We start from the raw sequence: 17,792 nt of genomic DNA on the forward strand, positions 1-17,792 counted from the left end.
TAAGATGCTTAACCAGATCAAAGGTCTTCACCACGTTACCTCGATGGCGGAAGACGCCCGGACCAACAACAAGTTCTTCACGGATACGCTCGGCCTGCGCCGCGTCAAGAAGACGGTGAATTTCGACGCTCCCGATGTCTATCACCTCTACTATGGTGACGAGATCGGCACGCCCGGCACGATCATGACCTACTTCCCGTTCCCGAAGATGGCGCGCGGCCGCGCGGGTACTGGTGAAGTCGGCAATACGGTTTATTCCGTTCCCGAAGGTTCCATCGGGTACTGGACCGAGCGGCTTGGCCAGCGCGGTATCGAAGGCTTGAAGGCCGACGAATCCTTCGGCCAGAAGCGCCTGCATTTTGCCGGTCCGGATGGCGATGGCTTCGCGCTCGTCGAGGTCAAGGATGACAAGCGTCAGCCCTGGACGCATAACGGGGTCGATGCCGAGCATGCCATCAGGGGCTTCCATTCCGTTGCCATGCGGCTCAGGGACGAAGGTGCGACGGCCGAATTGCTGAAGTACATGGGCTATGAAGTCGTCGACACGCATGATGGCATCAAGCGGCTTGCCATTCCCGGCGGCAACGGTGCCGACTATGTCGACCTTGAGACGATGCCGAACATCAATCGCGCGCTTCCGGGTGCGGGCTCCGTCCACCATGTCGCTTTTGCCGTCGAAAACCGCGCAAAGCAGCTCGAAGTGCGCAAGGCGCTGATGGATACGGGCTATCAGGTGACCCCGGTCATCGACCGCGATTACTTCTGGGCGATCTACTTCCGTACGCCGGGCGGCGTGCTGTTCGAAGTCGCCACCAACGAGCCCGGTTTCAACCGCGACGAGGATACGGCTCATCTCGGCGAGGCGCTGAAACTGCCTGAACAGCATGCGCATCTGCGCGGCCTGATCGAGCAGCATCTCGAACCGCTGGAAGGCTAATCCAGGAGAGATATCATGACCGACAAGACTTATGTGCATCGGCTGAAGGCCGGTGCATCCGGCAAGCCTATTTTCTTTACCTTTCATGGCACCGGCGGCGACGAGAACCAGTTCTTCGATTTCGCCACCCGCCTGTTGCCGGACGCCACCATCATCTCGCCGCGCGGCGATGTCTCGGAATATGGCGCGGCGCGTTTCTTCCGTCGGACGGGTGAGGGTGTCTATGACATGGCCGATCTTGCCCGCGCCACGGCAAAGATGGCGGCCTATGTCTCGGAGCTAGCGGCCGAATATGGCGCATCGCAGGTGGTGGGCCTCGGCTTTTCCAACGGCGCGAACATCCTTGCCAACGTGCTTATCGAGCATGGCGATCTGTTCGATGCGGCCGTGTTGATGCATCCACTGATCCCCTTCCAGCCGAAGGACAATGCCAGGTTGGCTGGAAAGCGCGTGCTGATCACCGCGGGTGAGCGCGATCCGATCGCGCCGGCGCCGGTCACCAAGGCGCTCGCCGATTATTTTGCGCGGCAGGATGCGGAATTTACGCTCGAATGGCATCCGGGCGGCCACGATATTCGTCCCAACGAGATCGAGGCTATTGGCAAATTCCTCGTCCCGTACGCGTAAGCTCGAAAAATGACCAAGCCACGCGGCAGACAGCTCCTGCCGCGTGGCCTACTATTTGCCGATGAGGCGCAGCATCGCCTTTGCTTGCGAGGCGGCTGCGAGTTTTCCGTTCTCGTCGAGATAGCCTGTTCCGCAGAAGCGGTTGAGATTGGCGAAATCCATACTGTCCGGCAGCGCATGCCTTGTTTCAATAATGACCATGCGCCAGGCGCAACCGAGCATTTTGTCAGGCTGGATTGCCTGATCGCAGCCTGTGCTCAAGCATAGGGCGACATGCTTCTGCGCGCGATACCCGCCTGCGGTGGCTTCCTCATAATCGGCCTTCCAGCTATCGCGTGTGTGTCCGCAGCGGGCGGGATTGCTGCTCTGACTGCATTGCACCGTCTGGTCGACATAGGTTTGCGCCGGCGGCCATAGCGGACCGTCGACCAGGCTGACGCAGCCGCACGCAAACAAGGTGGCCGACAGTAAGCGCAATTGATTCTCCTTCGATGAAGCCGCCAGAACCGTAGAGCGATCGTAAAGATGTGCAAGATCAAAGCGATCTGCCAATAATAACGGTGAGCCGACGCCCCTTGCTTGCTCACCGCAGGGTGTGGTGTGGCGTTCCTGCAACCATCATCATCTTCCTGCGTCAGCGACACGCTGCGACGCAAGCTCAGCTTGTAGGCATCATGGCCACCCGCTAATGATCTGCCTCGATGGGGCAGGGGGTTTTATCGTGACGCTGGCGGAACAGCAGCAATACAGGCTAGGCGTTGTCTATGTGGCGCTTTCGGCGCTCGCCTGGTCGACTTCCGGTCTCTTCGTGCGGGCGATCCATGCCGATCTCATGACCATTCTGTTCTGCCGCGGCATCGTCTCCGGCCTCGGCGTTTTCGCGCTGTTCTTCTATATCGAGCGCCGCAACGCCTTTCGTATTCTGCGCTCCATGGGTGGTCCTTCGCTGGCGGCGACGATCTTTTCCACCGCGTCGATGATCAGCGGCATTGGCTCGATCTATTATACGTCGGTCGCCGATGCCATGGTCATCTATGCGACCGTGCCCTTTGTCACCGCGGGCGTTGCTTTTTTCTTCATCCGCGAACGTCCCAACATCAGGACGCTGATTGCCAGTGGCGTTGCCTTCATCGGCGTGCTCGTCATGCTTTCCGGCCATGCAAGCGATGGCGGCAGCTGGCTCGGCAAGGGGCTTGCCGCCGTCATGACGCTGACCGTCGCCTGCCTTGCCGTCGTCATGCGGCAGCATCGCAATGTGCCGATGCTGCCGGCCATGGCGCTTTCCGCCTGGTTGTGTTCCTCCATCACCTTCTGGTTCGCCTCGCCGCTTTCGATCTCCGGGCAGGATCTCGGGCTGATCATCGCCTTCGGCATTATCCAGAACGCCATGGGCCTCAGCCTCTATACCTTCGGCTCGCGGCTGGTTCCGGCGTCTGATGCCGCCCTGCTGACAGCGCTCGAAGTGCCGCTGACGCCACTCTGGGTCTGGATGATCTTTGCCGAGCGCCCTTCGACGGCGACACTCATAGGCGGGCCGATCGTGCTTGCGGCACTTTTCGGACATATCCTGTTGGAAGTGCGGCGGAATCGAGCGGTGACATCGGCTCAGGCCTACTGACCGCCTTGCCCCTTCCATCACAAAATGCTGATATCGGCATGGTCATCAGGAGTCGGAATCGATGAAAAAGGTCTTCAATCCCGCATCTGTCCGCCGCCCTTTCGGCAATTACAATCACGGCCTGCTGGTGCCGCCGGGCGCGAGCCTTCTGGTCACCTCCGGCCAGCTCGGCATCGGTATCGACGATCGCATTCCGCCTGACGTCACCGGCCAGGCCGAACTGTGTTTCAAGGCGATCGGCGCTATCCTCGAGGAGGCCGGCATGGGGTTTGCCGACGTCATCCGCATCGGCGGCTTCGTCACCACGCGCGAGGATTTTCCCGCCTATATGGCCGTGCGCGATCGCTATGTCCAAAATCCCGCACCGGTCTCCACCTTGCTGATCGTCGGCGGGTTTACGCGGTCCGAGTTTCTGGTCGAGGTCGAGGTTACGGCGGCAAAGGTAATGTGATGACGATCGGTTATGCCGAGCGTTCGGCCGATCCGTCGATGCCGCGTATTCTAGGACTCTACGAGACGCATCTGACGGTTGCCAATCTCCAACGCTCCTTGAGCTTCTATCGCGACGTCCTGAAGCTCGAAGTCGGGACGGTCATCGAGAGCAGGAATGTTGCTTTCCTCTGGATCGACGATAAACGGATGGGCATGCTCGGCCTCTGGGAAACGGGCAGCTCCCCTCTCAAGATGCGTCTCCATATTGCCTTCAGAACCTCTCTCGCCGATGTAGTCGGCTCCGCCGCTGCATTGAAGGCTCATGGTGTTCAGCCGAAGGGTTTCAATGGCGAGCCGCTGGATGAACCCGTCGTCCTCGGTTGGATGCCGGCCGTGTCGCAATATTTTTCGGATCCCGACGGGCATTCGATCGAATTCATCCATGTGCTTGAGGAGGCGGCCGATCCGGATTTCGGTGTAAAGCCGTATTCGGAGTGGTTGTCGCGGCCGAAACCGTTAGCATGATAGGCACTGGTCGAGGCTTCCTCGTGATCGACCTTTCGCGTGCCTCTGTATTGTCTATGTGAAGAGATGCCACCGATATTGCCGATCCAATTGCAGGTTGCGGAGAGGCATGGAAGACAAATATGACGCAGAATATCTACGACGATCCGGGCTTCTTCGAGGGCTATAGCCGGCTACGGCGTTCCATCAACGGGTTGGCGGGTGCCGCAGAGTGGCCGGCGATCCGTGCCTTGATGCCGGGCATTAAGAACCTCGACGTCGCGGATCTCGGCTGCGGTTTCGGATGGTTCTGCCGCTGGGCAGCAGAGCAGGGCGCAGCCAGCGTGCTTGGGCTGGATGTCTCCGAGAACATGCTGGAACGTGCCCGGGCGGAGACGGCGGATGGGCGGGTTCGTTACGATCGGGCCGACCTCGAGAAACTTCAGCTTCCGAAAGCGAGCTTCGATCTCGTCTACAGCTCGCTGGCCTTCCATTATATCGAAGGCTTTGCCGGACTGCTGACGACGATCCGCCAGGCGCTGAAGCCGGGTGGTCGGCTGATCTTTTCAATCGAGCATCCGATCTATATGGCGCCCCGGCGGCCGGAATGGCTCGATGACGCCGAGGGTGGCAAAATCTGGCCGCTCAGTGCCTATCAAATCGAGGGGCCACGCGTGACGAACTGGCTCGCCGAGGGCGTCGTCAAGCAGCATCGCACCATGGGTACGACGCTCAACCTGCTGATCGAGTCCGGCCTCATCATTGCCCATGTCGAAGAATGGTCGCCGAGCGATGAGGATCTTGTAGCCCATCCGGAATGGGCAATCGAGCGCGAGCGGCCGATGTTTCTCCTGATTTCCACTCGGACCTGAGGCATCCCCAGCATGCCGTCGCAGCGTAGAAGCCCGAGGCGATCTGTTTTTCTTTTTGTTGATAGATTTTATAGAAAATTAATTGCTCGCGAAGGGCTACTTCCGCAAAATGTCGTTTCTTGAGGCGCATGCTCCCCATCGATAATGTGAGGCTGTCTGCGCGAGTTAAGGAAGAGTGCGATGAACATGAAAACTTCCGTGGCAATCGAGAAGGCGGTGCCTGTCGCCGATCCCGACATTGCGCGCACCGAGTTTCGCAATGCTATGGCGCGAATGGCAGCGGCAGTGAACATTGTCACGACCAATGGTCCTGCGGGGATCGCCGGCTTTGCCGCGACCGCCGTCTGCAGCGTTACCGATAACCCGCCGACCCTGCTCGTTTGCCTCAATCGTGGCGCTTCCGTTCATCCCGCCGTCACGCAAAACGGCGTGCTCTGCGTCAATGTGCTGTCGGAAGCGCATCAGGACCTGTCGCGGCTTTTCGGCGGCAAGACCCCGGTTGCCGAACGCTTCGCCGGTGCCTCCTGGTCGGAACTATCGACAGGCGCGCCGGTGCTTGAGGATGCTCTTGTCTCCTTCGATTGCCGCATCGTCCGCCAGGCCGACGGCGGGACGCATGATATCCTGCTCTGTGAAGTCGATGCTATCCGTCAACGTGATGAGGGGCAGGGGCTTATCTACTTCGATCGGGCCTATCACTCTGCGGGTCGGGCCGAGTAAGCCGGTTTTCTCGTCGTTTCACGCCAGAAAGTTTTCGATGGCCTGCAAGACCTGGGCGGGGTGTTCACGATGCGGCGAATGTCCGGTATTCGGCAGGATATAGGCCGATCCGCGTCCGGCCGCGATCCGGTGGGGATGAGCCTCGGAGCCATACTCGTCACGTTCGCCGTGAATGGCAAGCACCGGGCAGCGGAGTTTTTCGAGGGCCGGATCGAGCGACCAGCCGGCGCGTTCGGGAGCAAGCCACGTATCGATCCATGCATGCAATACCCAATCGGTCTTACTGCCGTGATATTTTTCAAGCCGGGCGAAGGTCTCGGCCGATCTGAAATCCTGCTGTGCGATCCTGATGCCTTGCAGGGTTCTCTCTTCCACGAAAGCCTGCGCTGCGATGGTGATGACGGCCTGGCAGCGGTCGCCAAAGCGGGCTCCCGTTTCAACTGCCATGCCGCCGCCGACGCTGTGCCCGCAGGCGACGAACTGTTGAACGGAAAACTGCTCGCATAGCAACGGAACGGCCTGCTCGGCCTCCCGGGCCACGAAATTCTGCTGCAAAATGTCGATGCGGGCGTCGGAGCGACCGAAGCCCAGTCGATCATAGGCGATCACCTGACGGCCGAGGGAATGAGCGAGCTGTCGCGGGAAATCCCTCCAGAGCGCGATGCATCCGAGGGAATCATGAAACAGGATGACCGGCGGCAGGAAGGTCTCGGCATGCGGTTTCCATGATTTGGCATAGAGGCGCCCGCCGGGGCTTTCGATCCAATGTTCCGTTTCGACGATGCCTGCCATTTCGCTCAATAGTTTTCCTGATACCACTCGACGAAGCGCTTCACGCCTTCATCGACTTCGATCTGCGGCCTGAAGCCGGTCAGCGCCACCAGCAGATCCGGTACGGCATAGGTGTTGTGCACGTCGCCGGGCTGCATAGGCAGCATCTTGCGGATCGCCTGCTTGCCCAGCATGGCCTCGATGGTTTCGACGAAACTCATCAGCCCGACGGGCTGGCCGCCGCCGATATTGACGACGCGGAAGGGAGCGTTTTTCGACAGGGTGTCGATGACCGTATCCGACACCACGCGGTTTTCCTCCGACGGTATAACGCCGATGAGACGCACGATGCCTTCGACGAGATCGTCGATATAGGTGAAATCGCGGCTCATCTTGCCTTCGCCATATATTTCGATCGGCCTGTCGTTGCGGATGGCATCGACGAATTTGAACAGCGCCATGTCCGGACGGCCCCAGGGGCCATAGACCGTGAAGAAACGGAAAGCGGTCGTTGGTATGTTGAAGAGATGGGCGTAGCTGTGCGCTATCAGCTCCATGCTCTTCTTGGTCGCCGCATAGATCGTCATCTGCTCGTCGGCCTTGTCGCTTTCGGCAAAGGGGATCTTTTCGTTGGCGCCATAGACCGACGAGGTGGAGGCAAGGAGCAGGTGCTTCGGCTGCAGGTTTCTCGCCAATTCCAGGATGTTGAACGAACCGACAAGATTGGAATCGACGTAGGAACGCGGATTTTCGAGGCTGTAGCGGACGCCGGCCTGTGCGGCGAGATGGACGATCACATCAGGTTCGGCGAGTTCGGCGGCGCGATCCAGCGCCGCCTTGTCTTCAAGCATGCCAGTGACGGCCTTGAAGCCGTTGGAGCGGGCGAGAATGGCGGTGCGCTTTTCTTTGAGCTTGACGTCGTAATAGGGCGTCATGCCGTCGAAACCGACGACGAAATGTCCCTCGTCAAGCAGGCGCCTGGCAAGGTGGAATCCGATAAAGCCGGCGGTGCCGGTGATGAGATAACGCATTGATCGGCCTTTGCTTAAAGCATTTCCAGGAAAGGTACGTAGGGGTTTTCCGTTCGGAATGCGTAGACGCTCTAAAGTGTGTCGTCGCTTGAGGGTCTGCCGACACTTGTATAGGCAAAGCCGTGCTTTGCGACCTCGTCATGGCGATAGATGTTTCTGAGGTCGACGAGGACCGGAGCCTTCATGATGGATTTGAGCCGGGCAAAATCCAACGCGCGGAACTGATTCCATTCCGTCACGATGACGAGCGCATCTGCGCCGCGTGCGGCGCTATAGGCATCCTCGGCATAGGCGATGTTGTCGATCACCTGGCGGGCATTCTCCATGCCTTCGGGATCGTAGCCGGTCACCGTGGCGCCGGCATCCTGCAGCGTCTGGATGATCGAGATGGCCGGGCTGTCTCGCATGTCGTCGGTATTCGGCTTGAAGGTCAGACCGAGGACGGCTACCGACTTGCCTCTGATATCGCCGCCCATGGCCGTGACGACCTTGCGCCCCATGGCGCGCTTGCGGTTGTCGTTGATCGATACGGTCGTTTCGATCAGGCGCACGGGGCTGTCGTAATCCTGAGCCGTCTTGGCGAGGGCCAGCGTATCTTTCGGGAAGCAGGAGCCGCCGTAGCCCGGGCCGGCATGCAGGAATTTTGAGCCGATGCGGCCGTCGAGACCGATGCCGCGCGAGACTTCCTGCACATTGGCGCCGACCTTCTCGCAGAGATCGGCCATCTCGTTGATGAAGGTGATCTTCATGGCGAGGAAGGCGTTGGCGGCGTATTTGATCAGCTCCGATGTGCGGCGGGAGGTAAAGAGCAGCGGCGCCTGGTTGAGATAGAGGGGGCGGTAGACTTCGGTCATGACGCCACGGGCACGCTCATCATTGAGCCCGATGACGATGCGGTCGGGACGCTTGAAATCCTCGATGGCCGCACCTTCTCGCAGGAATTCCGGATTGGAGACGACGGCGACATCGGCTTGCGGATTGGTTTCGCGGACGATGCGCTCCACTTCGTCGCCGGTGCCGACCGGTACGGTCGACTTGGTGACGATGACGGTGAAGTCCTTGACGTGCTCGGCAATTTCGCGAGCAGCGGCATAGACATAGGAGAGGTCGGCATGGCCGTCGCCGCGCCGGGAAGGGGTGCCGACCGCAATGAAGACGACATCGCTTGCGGCAACGCTCGTCTCTACATCAGTAGTGAAGGAGAGGCGGCCGGCGCGCACATTGTCGGCAACGAGCTGTTCGAGGCCCGGCTCGAAGATCGGTATCTCGCCACGTTGCAGCGCGTCGATCTTGTTGGCGTCCTTGTCGACGCAAATGACATCGTGTCCAAAATCGGCAAAGCAGACACCCGATACAAGCCCCACATAACCTGAGCCGATCATCGTGATGCGCATGAAACTTCAATCCTTTTGCTGGCGCCGGGCGTCGCGTTGAAATGCAACGGCGGCATGGGCGATCATCTGCGTATATACACAGGATCGTGAGCGGCGCCTATATGCGATGCCGGCTTTAAGAGGATTGCAACAGAAGTATCACGGAAGCTTCGTCGACCTCCTGCATGGGCGATCATCTTGTTTTTCAAGTGAAACGAAGCCTTTGCACTTTAAATCTATGATAGCCTATTGCTTGTGATTGGCAGCATGTTGCCACATGATGAATTGGGTGCGGTCGTGCGGCAGGGCGGCGGCGATACAATGGGCGGTTCGGGACTTTTGCATGAAATCGACTTTTGCCGTGCGGACAATGCGGGCTGGCGAGCTGGAGCTTGCTCTGGAATGGGCTCGGCAAGAAGGCTGGAATCCCGGCATTGACGACGCACAGGCCTTCTGGGAGGCGGACCCGGCCGGCTTTCTGATCGGCGCCATCGGTGAGGTCCCCGTCGGTTGCATATCCGTAGTCCGCTATGGCGAGGCTTTCGCTTTCCTCGGTCTTTATATGCTTCATCCCGAGTTTCGCGGGCGGGGATATGGCAAGCAGCTCTGGAACAAGGGCATGACGCTTGCCGGCAATCGCGTCGTCGGGCTGGATGGGGTCGTCGCACAACAGGAAAATTACCGGCGGCACGGTTTCGAGATGGCCTATCGGACGCTCCGCTATGGCGGTATCCCCAAAGTACCTCAGGTGGATGAAGCGCAGGCAAGGCAGGTGATGCCCGTCGCGGACGGCAAGCTCGAGGCGCTGGTGCATTATGACGCGGAAATTTTCCCCGGCTTGCGTCACTCCTTCATCCGGGCCTGGTGCGGCGCTCCCCAAAGACGGGCATCATTCATCGTCGGGGGTGGTAGCAGGGTTCGCGGTTACGGCACGATCCGCCGCTGTTTCGAGGGTTACAAGATCGGTCCGCTGTTTGCCAACAAGCCGGAGGTCGCGCTTGCATTGATGAGCAAGCTGCTTGCCAAGACCAATGGGCAGCCGGTCTATCTTGATGTGCCTGTTGATAATGCCCAGGCGATCAGGCTTGCGGAAGATTGCGGTCTGGCTCCGGTATTTGAGACGGCGCGCATGTATCTCGGCAAGGCGCCGGGAATCCCGCTTGATCGCGTCTTCGGTGTCACCACGCTCGAGCTTGGTTAGCTGCTCTTGATCCAGTTCCGAACGGGGCCCCAACGATGGCGTTGCCCTAACAGTCAAGCCGAGTTTTGATGGGCAGGTATCGCCTTCGGAGTGGGCCGTTGAAAGGCCATCGGAACCGCGACAGGGGAAAAATCCTGTTGGAGGCGCTGATTCGTCATGCAAAAAGCCGAATCTCCTGAGACAACAGGGTCGCTTTCCCAAAAACAAAGCTTTATAGATGCGCGGGTTTGAGCAAGGCGCGCCGCCGCGCGCAGGAAGCGGGATTGGATAAATGACGAATGTTGTAGTGATCGGCTCGCAATGGGGTGACGAAGGCAAGGGCAAGATTGTCGACTGGCTTTCGGAACGCGCCGATGTGATTGTACGCTTTCAGGGCGGTCATAATGCCGGTCATACGCTTGTTGTCGACGGTGTCAGCTACAAGCTTGCGCTACTGCCCTCCGGGCTCGTGCGCGGCAAGCTCAGCGTCATCGGCAACGGCGTGGTCGTCGATCCCCATCACTTCGTCGCCGAAGTGGAAAAGCTGCGCGCCCAGGGCGTTGCCGTTACCCCCGACGTGCTGCGTATTGCCGAAAACGCGCCGCTGATCCTGTCGCTGCATCGCGATCTCGATGCCATGCGCGAAGACGCTGCTTCCAATAGCGGTACGAAGATCGGCACGACGCGCCGCGGCATTGGCCCGGCCTATGAGGACAAGGTCGGCCGCCGCGCCATTCGCGTCATCGATCTTGCCGAACCGGAAACGCTGCCTGCCAAGATCGACCGGCTGCTGACGCATCACAACGCGCTGCGCCGCGGCATGGGCGTCGACGAAATCTCCTTTGACGCCCTGCACGAGGAACTGAGCTCTGTTACGGAGCATATTCTTCCCTATATCGATCAGGTCTGGCGCTTGCTCGACGAGCAGCGCAAGGCTGGTGCCCGCATCCTTTTCGAAGGCGCGCAGGGCGCTCTTCTGGACAATGATCATGGCACCTATCCGTTCGTGACCTCATCCAACACAGTCGCCGGTCAGGCCGCTGCCGGCTCGGGTCTCGGCCCGACGGCACTTGGCTATGTGCTTGGCATTACCAAGGCCTATACGACCCGCGTCGGTGAGGGACCTTTCCCCTGCGAATTGCATGACGAGATCGGCAAGCATCTGTCGACCGTCGGCCGCGAAGTGGGCGTCAATACCGGCCGTCCGCGCCGCTGCGGTTGGTTCGATGCCGTACTGGTGCGCCAGACCGTGAAGACTTCTGGTATTACCGGCATTGCGCTTACCAAGCTCGACGTGCTCGACGGTCTGGACGAGCTGAAGATCTGCGTCGGTTACAAGCTGGACGGTAAGGAAATCGATTATCTGCCGGCAAGCCAGGCAGCGCAGGCCCGCGTCGAGCCGGTCTACATCACGCTTGAGGGCTGGAAGGAATCGACTGTCGGCGCCCGCAAGTGGGCCGATCTGCCGGCGCAGGCGATCAAATATGTGCGTCAGGTGGAAGAGCTGATCGGCGCGCCGGTGGCGCTGCTTTCGACCAGTCCGGAGCGCGAGGACACCATACTTGTGACCGACCCCTTTGAGGGCTAGAGTTGCGTATCTATGACGAATCCCGGCCCGGCTGCACACTGGGCATCATGAGAAAGTACTGATGGCGGATTTTGTAGCAGTTATTCGACGGGCCGTTGACGGCCTGACGGACAATACTCCCGAAATGCGGGTCAAGGTTTACGATCGAGCTCGTGGTGCCGTGCAACGGCAGCTCGAGAGCATGAAGCCGCGCCCGCCCGAGGAAATGCTGCGTCGCCAGCTCGATAAGCTTGAGGCAGCCATCGTCGAGGTCGAGGCCGAACATGCCGAGGCTTTGCCGGGCAGCGAGGAGCCGCCGGTTGCGGAAGCGCCCGCGCCGCATGAAGAAGTCGCTTCCGAGCCCGCTCACGACCATCATGAGCCTGAGGAAGCCCATGCCGAGCCGCATGAGGAAGAGCCTGCGCCGGCACCGGCCGAGGTTCATGCCCATGAGGAGCCGGACGCTGTTGCTCCGGTCGAAGAAGAGCCAGCTTATGATGCGCCGGCCGCGCACGTCGAAGAGGGGCATGCGCAGGAACACCAGCCCGTCGAGGAATGGAGCGAGCCGCAGCCATCAGACGAGCCTTTTGCTCCGGCTGCCGAGCATGCCGGCGCGGAACATCATGCCGAGACTCACGAGGAACCGGCCCCTGAGCCGGTTTACCATGAGGAGCCGCAGAGACACTGGGAAGAGCCGCAACAGCATGCGGAGCCGCACCATGTGGAAGAAGCGCCGGCAGTCGCTGCAGCAACCGCGCCGCATGTGCCGCCAAAGGCGGTTGACGATGTCATAAGCCAGGTCGAGCAGATCTGGGCGGAAGTGGATGCGCCTGCCTCCCACACCGCGCCCGAACTGGAGACGGCCCGTCATACCGACCCGGTCATGCCGGCCGCAGCTTTTACGGAAGCGCCCTTTGGCCAACCGGTCGAAGGTCCGGTCAATTCCAAGGCACCCGCCGTCAACACGGGCTTTACCTGGGACGCGGATGTTTTCGAGGAAATGCAGCCGGCATCGGCGGTTTCCAAGCCCGCGCAGCAGCCAGCTCGGCAAATGCCCGAAAATGCCTTCGATGACGTCGATCTCTTTGCGGATGTGCATCCGTCCAGGAAAGCGGCGTCCGAAGCCGATGCAACCAATGACGGCTGGCGCGAACTCAAGGAGCTTGCCGGCTTCGACAAACGCGCTGAAGACGACCGTGGCGATGGCCCCGCCGTTCCGCCCGATCTCGATCAGGCGATGGCGGCGAAGCTGCAGGGCCGCAGCTTCCGCATGGAGCCGAAGCGTCGCCGGATCAATGTTACCGGTATCATCGTCACGCTCGTCGGTCTTGCCGTTGTTGGAGGCGGTGGCTACGCAGCTTGGCTGAACCGCGACGCACTCAACAATATGGTGACGAAGCTCGTCAGTTCCGCACCGAAGAATGCGACGGCACCCTCGACCTCGGATACGGCCAGCAGCAATACGCCGAACAACGGCAATGCTGCAGCCCCTGCCCAGCCGGCGACCGCGCCCCAGCACCCCAATACCGCCGCTCAGCAGCCGGGTGCCGCTGCCGGCAAAACGGATACCGCAGCATTGGCCAGCGATCCGAATACGGTCAATACGAAGTTCACGCAGCGTCTCCTGGCGAATGGTACCGAAGAGGATAAAGGCCCCGCTCCAACCGGGCAGCCCGGCGTCGTTGAAGGCAAGTCCGTAGCTGAACAGAATGTTGCCTCTGCGGCACCTGCCGCTACGGCAACGCCGCCGGCCGGCAACCCGGCCGCCAACAATGCCGGCGCGGCTGCTCCACAGACCCAGGCGCCCGCAACCGCTGCACCGAATACGCCATCCGCCTCGACGGATCAGCAGGCGCCTGCCGCCAACCAGCAGCAGGCAGCCGCCAACCAGCCGCCGCCCGTGACGCAGCAGACGGCTCCGGCAACAGACGGACAGAAGGTTTTCCTCTATGAGGAGCGCCTCGGCCAGACGTCGCCCACGGCCTTCCAGGGTACGGTCAGCTGGTCGCTGCAGGAAGGCAAGGGGGCCGACGGCCGGCCGGAGCCTTCGGTGCAAGGTCTCATTACCGTTCCGGATCGCGGCCTGACAGCGACGATCACAGTTTCGCGGAACTCGGATTCCTCGCTGCCGGCCAGCCATCTGATCGAGCTTGCCTTCCAGGTGCCGCCGAATTTCGAAGGTGGGGCGATCGACAACGTCCAGCGCGTCGCATTGAAGGCGACCGAGCAGGATCGCGGCGATGCGTTGATCGCGGTTCCGGCCAAGGTCACTGACGATGTCTACATGGTGGCGCTCAACGATTTCCCGGATGCGCGCAAGACCAATCTCGACCTTTTGAAGAGCCGCAACTGGATCGATATTCCGGTGGTCTATCGTAACGGTCGCCGGGCGCTGTTGACCATGGAAAAAGGCCCGACCGGAACGGATGCCTTCAACAAGGCGATTTCGGAGTGGCAGGCGCTTGGCGGCGTTGCCTCGAGCGGCCAGTAAGCCAGCGGACATCTATGGATATGGAAAAGGCGGGCTTTTGGCCCGCCTTTCTTTTATCGGTCAAAATCTTCTGTGAAGGAAACGTTACGCTGTTGCTTCGACGACGCGCAGGGCCTTGGCACGTTCCAGCGCATCCTTCTGGACGGCTTCCTGCACCTTTTCGAAGGCGCGAACCTCGATCTGGCGCACGCGTTCGCGGCTGATGTCGAACTCGGACGACAGGTCCTCCAGCGTTACCGGTTCCTCGGCGAGGCGGCGTGCCTCGAAGATCCGGCGTTCACGGTCGTTCAGCACGCCCATGGCGCGCGCCAGCATGCGGCGGCGCGTATCGAGCTCGTCCTGTTCGATCAGCACGTCTTCCTGGCTGTCGTGATCATCGACGAGCCAATCCTGCCACTGGCCGGAATCACCTTCGGAGGCCTTGATCGGCGCGTTCAGCGAAGCGTCGCCGGACAGGCGGCGGTTCATCGAAACGACCTCTTCCTCCGAGACGTTCAGCTTGGTGGCGATCTCAGTGACATGCTCCGGCTTCAAATCGCCGTCATCGATGGCCTGGATGCGGCCCTTCAGGCGGCGCAGGTTGAAGAACAGGCGTTTCTGGTTGGCCGTCGTGCCCATCTTCACCAGCGACCACGAGCGCAGGATATACTCCTGGATCGAGGCCTTGATCCACCACATGGCATAGGTTGCTAAACGGAAACCGCGTTCCGGGTCGAACTTCTTGACGGCCTGCATCAGGCCAACATTGCCTTCAGACACGACTTCGCCAATCGGCAGGCCATAGCCGCGATAGCCCATAGCAATCTTCGCCACGAGGCGCAGATGGCTGGTGACGAGCTTATGCGCAGCCTGACGGTCGGCATGTTCCGCGTAGCGCTTGGCGAGCATATACTCTTCCTGCGGCTCCAGCATCGGGAACTTGCGGATCTCGTCGAGATAACGATTGAGGCCGGCTTCTCCGGCAGCGATGGACGGTAAGGTATTACGGGCCATGATCTTGCACCCTCCTATTCGAGATTTGGTTCCTTCTGGGGGCGTATTTTGAGCGCCTTCTGCGAAGCGGACCAAGGCGTACGGGTCCTGGGACCCCGCACTTAACCAATGTAAAGATAAGTACGGCGAAACGGTGATTCAAGGATGTGGTCACGCAAGTGTTATCTCGGCGTGACCGCAGGTCTCGCCGGAACATCGCCCTTGGGATTATCCTCCCGAACAATCCAGCGCCATGTGGCATGACCATGTCGACCTCCCAAACGCAGTCGCGTTTTCGGTCAGTACAGGCGCTCGGACATCGGTCCTTCATACGCGATATTATAGGGCGGAAGGGGGCGAGCGTCCAGTCATTGTGATGTTCGGCACCTATCCTCTGAGCGCCGCCGCCAGTTCTTCCATGTCGTCAGGCAAAGGTGCCTCGAAATGCATGACTTCGCCGGTACGGGGATGCTCGAATTGCAGCATATAGGCGTGCAGTGCCTGGCGCGTGAAGCGATGGACGGCCTGTTTTGCAGCTTCCGGCAGGAGATTGGCCTTGGTCTTGAAGCCACCGCCGTAAACGGCGTCGCCGAGCAGCGGGTGGCCGATATGCGCCATATGCACGCGGATCTGGTGCGTTCGGCCGGTTTCCAGATGGCACTCGATCAGTGAAGCAAGCGCCGTGGCGTCCGGTGTCTCGTGAAAGCGCTCCAGCACCTCGTAATGCGTGATCGCCTCGTCGGCATCCTGCGAATCCGGGCGCTTGACGGCGCGGCGCGTGCGGTCGCTGCTTGACCGGCCGAGAGGGGCATCGATGGTGCCGACGAGTTGGCGAGGGCGTCCCCAGACGATCGCCTGATAGGCACGCTCGAGCGAAGTCGTGCGGCCGTGATCGGCAAATTGTAAAGAGAGATGCCGGTGAGCCACGTCATTCTTGGCGACGACCATGACACCGGTGGTATCCTTGTCCAGCCTATGAACGATGCCCGGGCGGCGGACGCCGCCGATGCCGGAAAGGCTGTCGCCGCAATGATGGATTAGCGCGTTGACCAACGTTCCGGTCCAATTGCCTGCGCCGGGATGAACAACCAGCCCGGCGGGCTTGGAGATGACGATGACATCCTCATCCTCGTAGAGCACGTCGAGCGGGATATCTTCGCCCTGCGGTGTCGGATCTTCAGGCTCGGGCAGCGTGATCTCATAGACGTCGCCGGGGCGCACCTTGCGCTTGGCGTCTGTCACCGCAGCGCCCTTGAGCGTAACGGCGCCGTCCTTGATGAGTCCTTGCACGCGGCTGCGGGAAAATTCCTCGCCGATCTCGGCCGTCAGCCAGGAATCGAGCCGTCCTTCAGCATTTTCATCGGCGGTTAGGACTTTTCTATTGTCCGCGGCTTCTTTAAAGGGGTCGCTCAAACATATTCTCCGGCGCACAAAGCGCTCTACTGGAAGCAAGGACGCATCGATGACGAATCTCGAGCCAGACGATCAAGAGGAAAAGCCCCTCGATCCGGCCCTGGAGAAAGTCCGACGCAAGATGATCCGCCTGCAGATCGTCTCTGCGGCCGTCATGGTGGTGAGCCTTATGGCCGTCTTCGGCGCCGTTGTCTACAAGACGATGAAACCGGCGGCCAAGCCTGCGGGCCAGGCGACGTCCAGCATCCCGTCCGATGCCCCGGTTGCCGTGACGGCTCTATTGCCGGCGGGCTTTACGGTGCAGTCTACGGCGCTGTCGGGCAATCAGGTGCTATTTTATGGCACGCTTGCCAGCGGCCAGCGCCAGGCCATCGTTTTCGATTACGGTGTCGGCCGCATCGTGGCGACCATATCGCTATCCAACTGACGGCTTCATGATGGCGAGTGAGCGGCCAATCGAGATTACGCATCCCGACGATCCGCGTATCGCCGAATTCCGCAATATCCGCGAACGCGATCTGACGGGTCGAGAGAACCGCTTCATAGCAGAAGGGACCGTCGTGCTGCGGCTTCTCGCCGGCGTGCATGCGGCGGCCGGAGATTTCCTCGCTGAGAAAGTGCTGTTGCTCAAAAACCGCGTAGCTGGCTTGAGCGATATCATCGACACCTTCCCATCGAATGTCCCGATCTATGTCGCCGAAGCTGAGGTACTCGACGGTATTGTCGGCTTCCATCTCCATCGCGGTGTTCTGGCGCTGGGGCGCAGAACAGCGGAAGATGGGATGAGCGGTCTATTCGATCGCCTTCCAAAGCAATCGCTCGTGCTCGTCGGCTGCGGCATTTCCAATCATGACAATATGGGCTCGATGTTTCGCAATGCCGCCGCCTTCGGCGCCGCTGCCGTGCTGCTGGACGAAAGCTGCTGCGATCCGCTCTATCGCAAGGCTTTGCGGGTTTCGGTCGGCTCGATCCTGACCGTGCCGTATCGGCGGCAATCAGGCAGCGTTCAGTTGCTTGCGGGGCTTGCCGAGCGCGGATTTGCGATCTGGAGCCTGTCGCCGCGAGGTGCGGTCGATATTCGCAATGTCCCCGCTTCGGAGCGCATGGCGCTCGTGGTCGGCACGGAAGGGGATGGCTTGCCCGAAAGCATTCTCTCCGCTTTCGGCAGCGTGCGGATTCCGCAGGCGCCGGGATTGGATAGCCTCAATGTTGCGACGGCGAGTGGTATCGCCCTTTTCGAGATGGCCGCGAAGAACGGGCGCATCTGAGCAGACTGCTCCTTAG

General features: G+C 60.5%; 18 protein-coding genes. 12 read left to right on the forward strand and 6 right to left on the reverse strand.

Going from position 1 to position 17,792, the window contains the following annotated elements; translation table 11 throughout:
• Positions 1–4: 4 nt before the first annotated feature.
• Both AC13QE_RS21400 and AC13QE_RS21405 read left to right on the forward strand, forming a co-directional pair.
• Entirely contained in the window at positions 5–937 is a 933-nt protein-coding gene (locus AC13QE_RS21400) for a VOC family protein (protein WP_488485161.1), read from the forward strand.
• A gap of 15 nt (positions 938–952) precedes the next feature.
• Entirely contained in the window at positions 953–1,564 is a 612-nt protein-coding gene (locus AC13QE_RS21405) for an alpha/beta hydrolase (RefSeq protein ID WP_488485162.1), read from the forward strand.
• A 51-nt stretch (positions 1,565–1,615) separates the two neighbouring features.
• On the opposite strand, the gene AC13QE_RS21410 is transcribed toward AC13QE_RS21405, so the two are convergent.
• Complete coding sequence (locus AC13QE_RS21410) at positions 1,616–2,179, reverse strand: hypothetical protein (protein WP_488485163.1); 564 nt, start codon at positions 2,177–2,179, stop codon at positions 1,616–1,618.
• A 106-nt stretch (positions 2,180–2,285) separates the two neighbouring features.
• On the opposite strand from AC13QE_RS21410, the gene AC13QE_RS21415 reads away from it, so the two are divergent.
• From AC13QE_RS21415 to rutF, 5 genes are all read left to right on the forward strand, one after another.
• Positions 2,286–3,182 (forward strand): DMT family transporter, encoded by an 897-nt coding sequence (locus tag AC13QE_RS21415; protein WP_488485164.1) that lies wholly within the window; start codon positions 2,286–2,288, stop codon positions 3,180–3,182.
• A 61-nt stretch (positions 3,183–3,243) separates the two neighbouring features.
• On the forward strand, positions 3,244–3,633 hold the full coding sequence (locus AC13QE_RS21420; protein WP_015340875.1) for a RidA family protein: 390 nt from the start codon (positions 3,244–3,246) through the stop codon (positions 3,631–3,633).
• Positions 3,633–4,139: a VOC family protein gene (locus tag AC13QE_RS21425; RefSeq protein ID WP_165915214.1), complete on the forward strand. Its 507-nt coding sequence runs from the start codon at positions 3,633–3,635 to the stop codon at positions 4,137–4,139. Before AC13QE_RS21420 ends, AC13QE_RS21425 begins: the two co-directional genes overlap by 1 nt.
• Positions 4,140–4,261: 122 nt before the next feature.
• On the forward strand, positions 4,262–4,990 hold the full coding sequence (locus AC13QE_RS21430; RefSeq protein WP_488485165.1) for a class I SAM-dependent methyltransferase: 729 nt from the start codon (positions 4,262–4,264) through the stop codon (positions 4,988–4,990).
• Between the two features lie 180 nt (positions 4,991–5,170).
• Positions 5,171–5,710 carry an NADH-dependent FMN reductase RutF gene (rutF, locus tag AC13QE_RS21435; protein ID WP_488485166.1) on the forward strand — a complete coding sequence of 180 codons (540 nt, stop codon included), beginning with the start codon at positions 5,171–5,173 and terminating at the stop codon, positions 5,708–5,710.
• 18 nt (positions 5,711–5,728) lie between these two features.
• On the opposite strand, the gene AC13QE_RS21440 is transcribed toward rutF, so the two are convergent.
• From AC13QE_RS21440 to AC13QE_RS21450, 3 genes are all read right to left on the reverse strand, one after another.
• On the reverse strand, positions 5,729–6,502 hold the full coding sequence (locus AC13QE_RS21440; RefSeq protein ID WP_488485216.1) for an alpha/beta fold hydrolase: 774 nt from the start codon (positions 6,500–6,502) through the stop codon (positions 5,729–5,731).
• Positions 6,503–6,507: 5 nt separating this feature from the next.
• On the reverse strand, positions 6,508–7,512 hold the full coding sequence (locus AC13QE_RS21445) for an NAD-dependent epimerase (protein WP_488485167.1): 1,005 nt from the start codon (positions 7,510–7,512) through the stop codon (positions 6,508–6,510).
• A gap of 71 nt (positions 7,513–7,583) precedes the next feature.
• Positions 7,584–8,906, reverse strand: coding sequence for a UDP-glucose dehydrogenase family protein (locus AC13QE_RS21450; protein WP_015340869.1), 1,323 nt, complete (start codon positions 8,904–8,906; stop codon positions 7,584–7,586).
• Positions 8,907–9,228: 322 nt separating this feature from the next.
• On the opposite strand from AC13QE_RS21450, the gene AC13QE_RS21455 reads away from it, so the two are divergent.
• The 3 genes from AC13QE_RS21455 to AC13QE_RS21465 all read left to right on the forward strand — a co-directional run bounded on the left by AC13QE_RS21455 (position 9,229) and on the right by AC13QE_RS21465 (position 14,123).
• A complete protein-coding gene (locus AC13QE_RS21455) occupies positions 9,229–10,086 on the forward strand; it encodes a GNAT family N-acetyltransferase (RefSeq protein WP_488485168.1) in 858 nt (285 codons plus the stop codon).
• 271 nt (positions 10,087–10,357) lie between these two features.
• Positions 10,358–11,653 carry an adenylosuccinate synthase gene (locus AC13QE_RS21460; RefSeq protein ID WP_015340867.1) on the forward strand — a complete coding sequence of 432 codons (1,296 nt, stop codon included), beginning with the start codon at positions 10,358–10,360 and terminating at the stop codon, positions 11,651–11,653.
• 61 nt (positions 11,654–11,714) lie between these two features.
• Positions 11,715–14,123, forward strand: coding sequence for a hypothetical protein (locus AC13QE_RS21465; RefSeq protein ID WP_488485169.1), 2,409 nt, complete (start codon positions 11,715–11,717; stop codon positions 14,121–14,123).
• Between the two features lie 84 nt (positions 14,124–14,207).
• On the opposite strand, the gene rpoH is transcribed toward AC13QE_RS21465, so the two are convergent.
• Together rpoH and AC13QE_RS21475 are read right to left on the reverse strand one after the other, a co-directional pair.
• On the reverse strand, positions 14,208–15,116 hold the full coding sequence (gene rpoH / locus AC13QE_RS21470) for an RNA polymerase sigma factor RpoH (RefSeq protein WP_015340865.1): 909 nt from the start codon (positions 15,114–15,116) through the stop codon (positions 14,208–14,210).
• A gap of 366 nt (positions 15,117–15,482) precedes the next feature.
• The gene (locus tag AC13QE_RS21475) at positions 15,483–16,508 is read right to left on the reverse strand and encodes an RluA family pseudouridine synthase (protein WP_488485170.1); all 1,026 of its coding nucleotides are present in this window, start codon (positions 16,506–16,508) and stop codon (positions 15,483–15,485) included.
• Between the two features lie 49 nt (positions 16,509–16,557).
• Here AC13QE_RS21475 and AC13QE_RS21480 point away from each other — a divergent pair, with 49 nt between their 5' ends.
• A complete protein-coding gene (locus AC13QE_RS21480) occupies positions 16,558–16,935 on the forward strand; it encodes a hypothetical protein (RefSeq protein ID WP_488485171.1) in 378 nt (125 codons plus the stop codon).
• Between the two features lie 10 nt (positions 16,936–16,945).
• Positions 16,946–17,776, forward strand: a complete 831-nt coding sequence (locus tag AC13QE_RS21485) for a TrmH family RNA methyltransferase (protein WP_488485217.1) — start codon at positions 16,946–16,948, stop codon at positions 17,774–17,776.
• The last annotated feature ends 16 nt before the right edge of the window (positions 17,777–17,792 follow it).

It is taken from the genome of Martinezella sp. CNPSo 3957 (assembly GCF_057784395.1).

Coding starts and splice junctions, on each gene's coding strand:
- AC13QE_RS21400 (WP_488485161.1), top strand. CDS start 5: ATGCTTAACCAGATCAAAGGTCTTCACCACGTTACCTCGATGGCGGAA.
- AC13QE_RS21405 (WP_488485162.1), top strand. CDS start 953: ATGACCGACAAGACTTATGTGCATCGGCTGAAGGCCGGTGCATCCGGC.
- AC13QE_RS21420 (WP_015340875.1), top strand. CDS start 3,244: ATGAAAAAGGTCTTCAATCCCGCATCTGTCCGCCGCCCTTTCGGCAAT.
- AC13QE_RS21425 (WP_165915214.1), top strand. CDS start 3,633: ATGACGATCGGTTATGCCGAGCGTTCGGCCGATCCGTCGATGCCGCGT.
- AC13QE_RS21430 (WP_488485165.1), top strand. CDS start 4,262: ATGACGCAGAATATCTACGACGATCCGGGCTTCTTCGAGGGCTATAGC.
- rutF (WP_488485166.1), top strand. CDS start 5,171: ATGAACATGAAAACTTCCGTGGCAATCGAGAAGGCGGTGCCTGTCGCC.
- AC13QE_RS21440 (WP_488485216.1), bottom strand. CDS start 6,502: ATGGCAGGCATCGTCGAAACGGAACATTGGATCGAAAGCCCCGGCGGG.
- AC13QE_RS21445 (WP_488485167.1), bottom strand. CDS start 7,512: ATGCGTTATCTCATCACCGGCACCGCCGGCTTTATCGGATTCCACCTT.
- AC13QE_RS21450 (WP_015340869.1), bottom strand. CDS start 8,906: ATGCGCATCACGATGATCGGCTCAGGTTATGTGGGGCTTGTATCGGGT.
- AC13QE_RS21455 (WP_488485168.1), top strand. CDS start 9,229: ATGAAATCGACTTTTGCCGTGCGGACAATGCGGGCTGGCGAGCTGGAG.
- AC13QE_RS21460 (WP_015340867.1), top strand. CDS start 10,358: ATGACGAATGTTGTAGTGATCGGCTCGCAATGGGGTGACGAAGGCAAG.
- AC13QE_RS21465 (WP_488485169.1), top strand. CDS start 11,715: ATGGCGGATTTTGTAGCAGTTATTCGACGGGCCGTTGACGGCCTGACG.
- rpoH (WP_015340865.1), bottom strand. CDS start 15,116: ATGGCCCGTAATACCTTACCGTCCATCGCTGCCGGAGAAGCCGGCCTC.
- AC13QE_RS21480 (WP_488485171.1), top strand. CDS start 16,558: ATGACGAATCTCGAGCCAGACGATCAAGAGGAAAAGCCCCTCGATCCG.
- AC13QE_RS21485 (WP_488485217.1), top strand. CDS start 16,946: ATGGCGAGTGAGCGGCCAATCGAGATTACGCATCCCGACGATCCGCGT.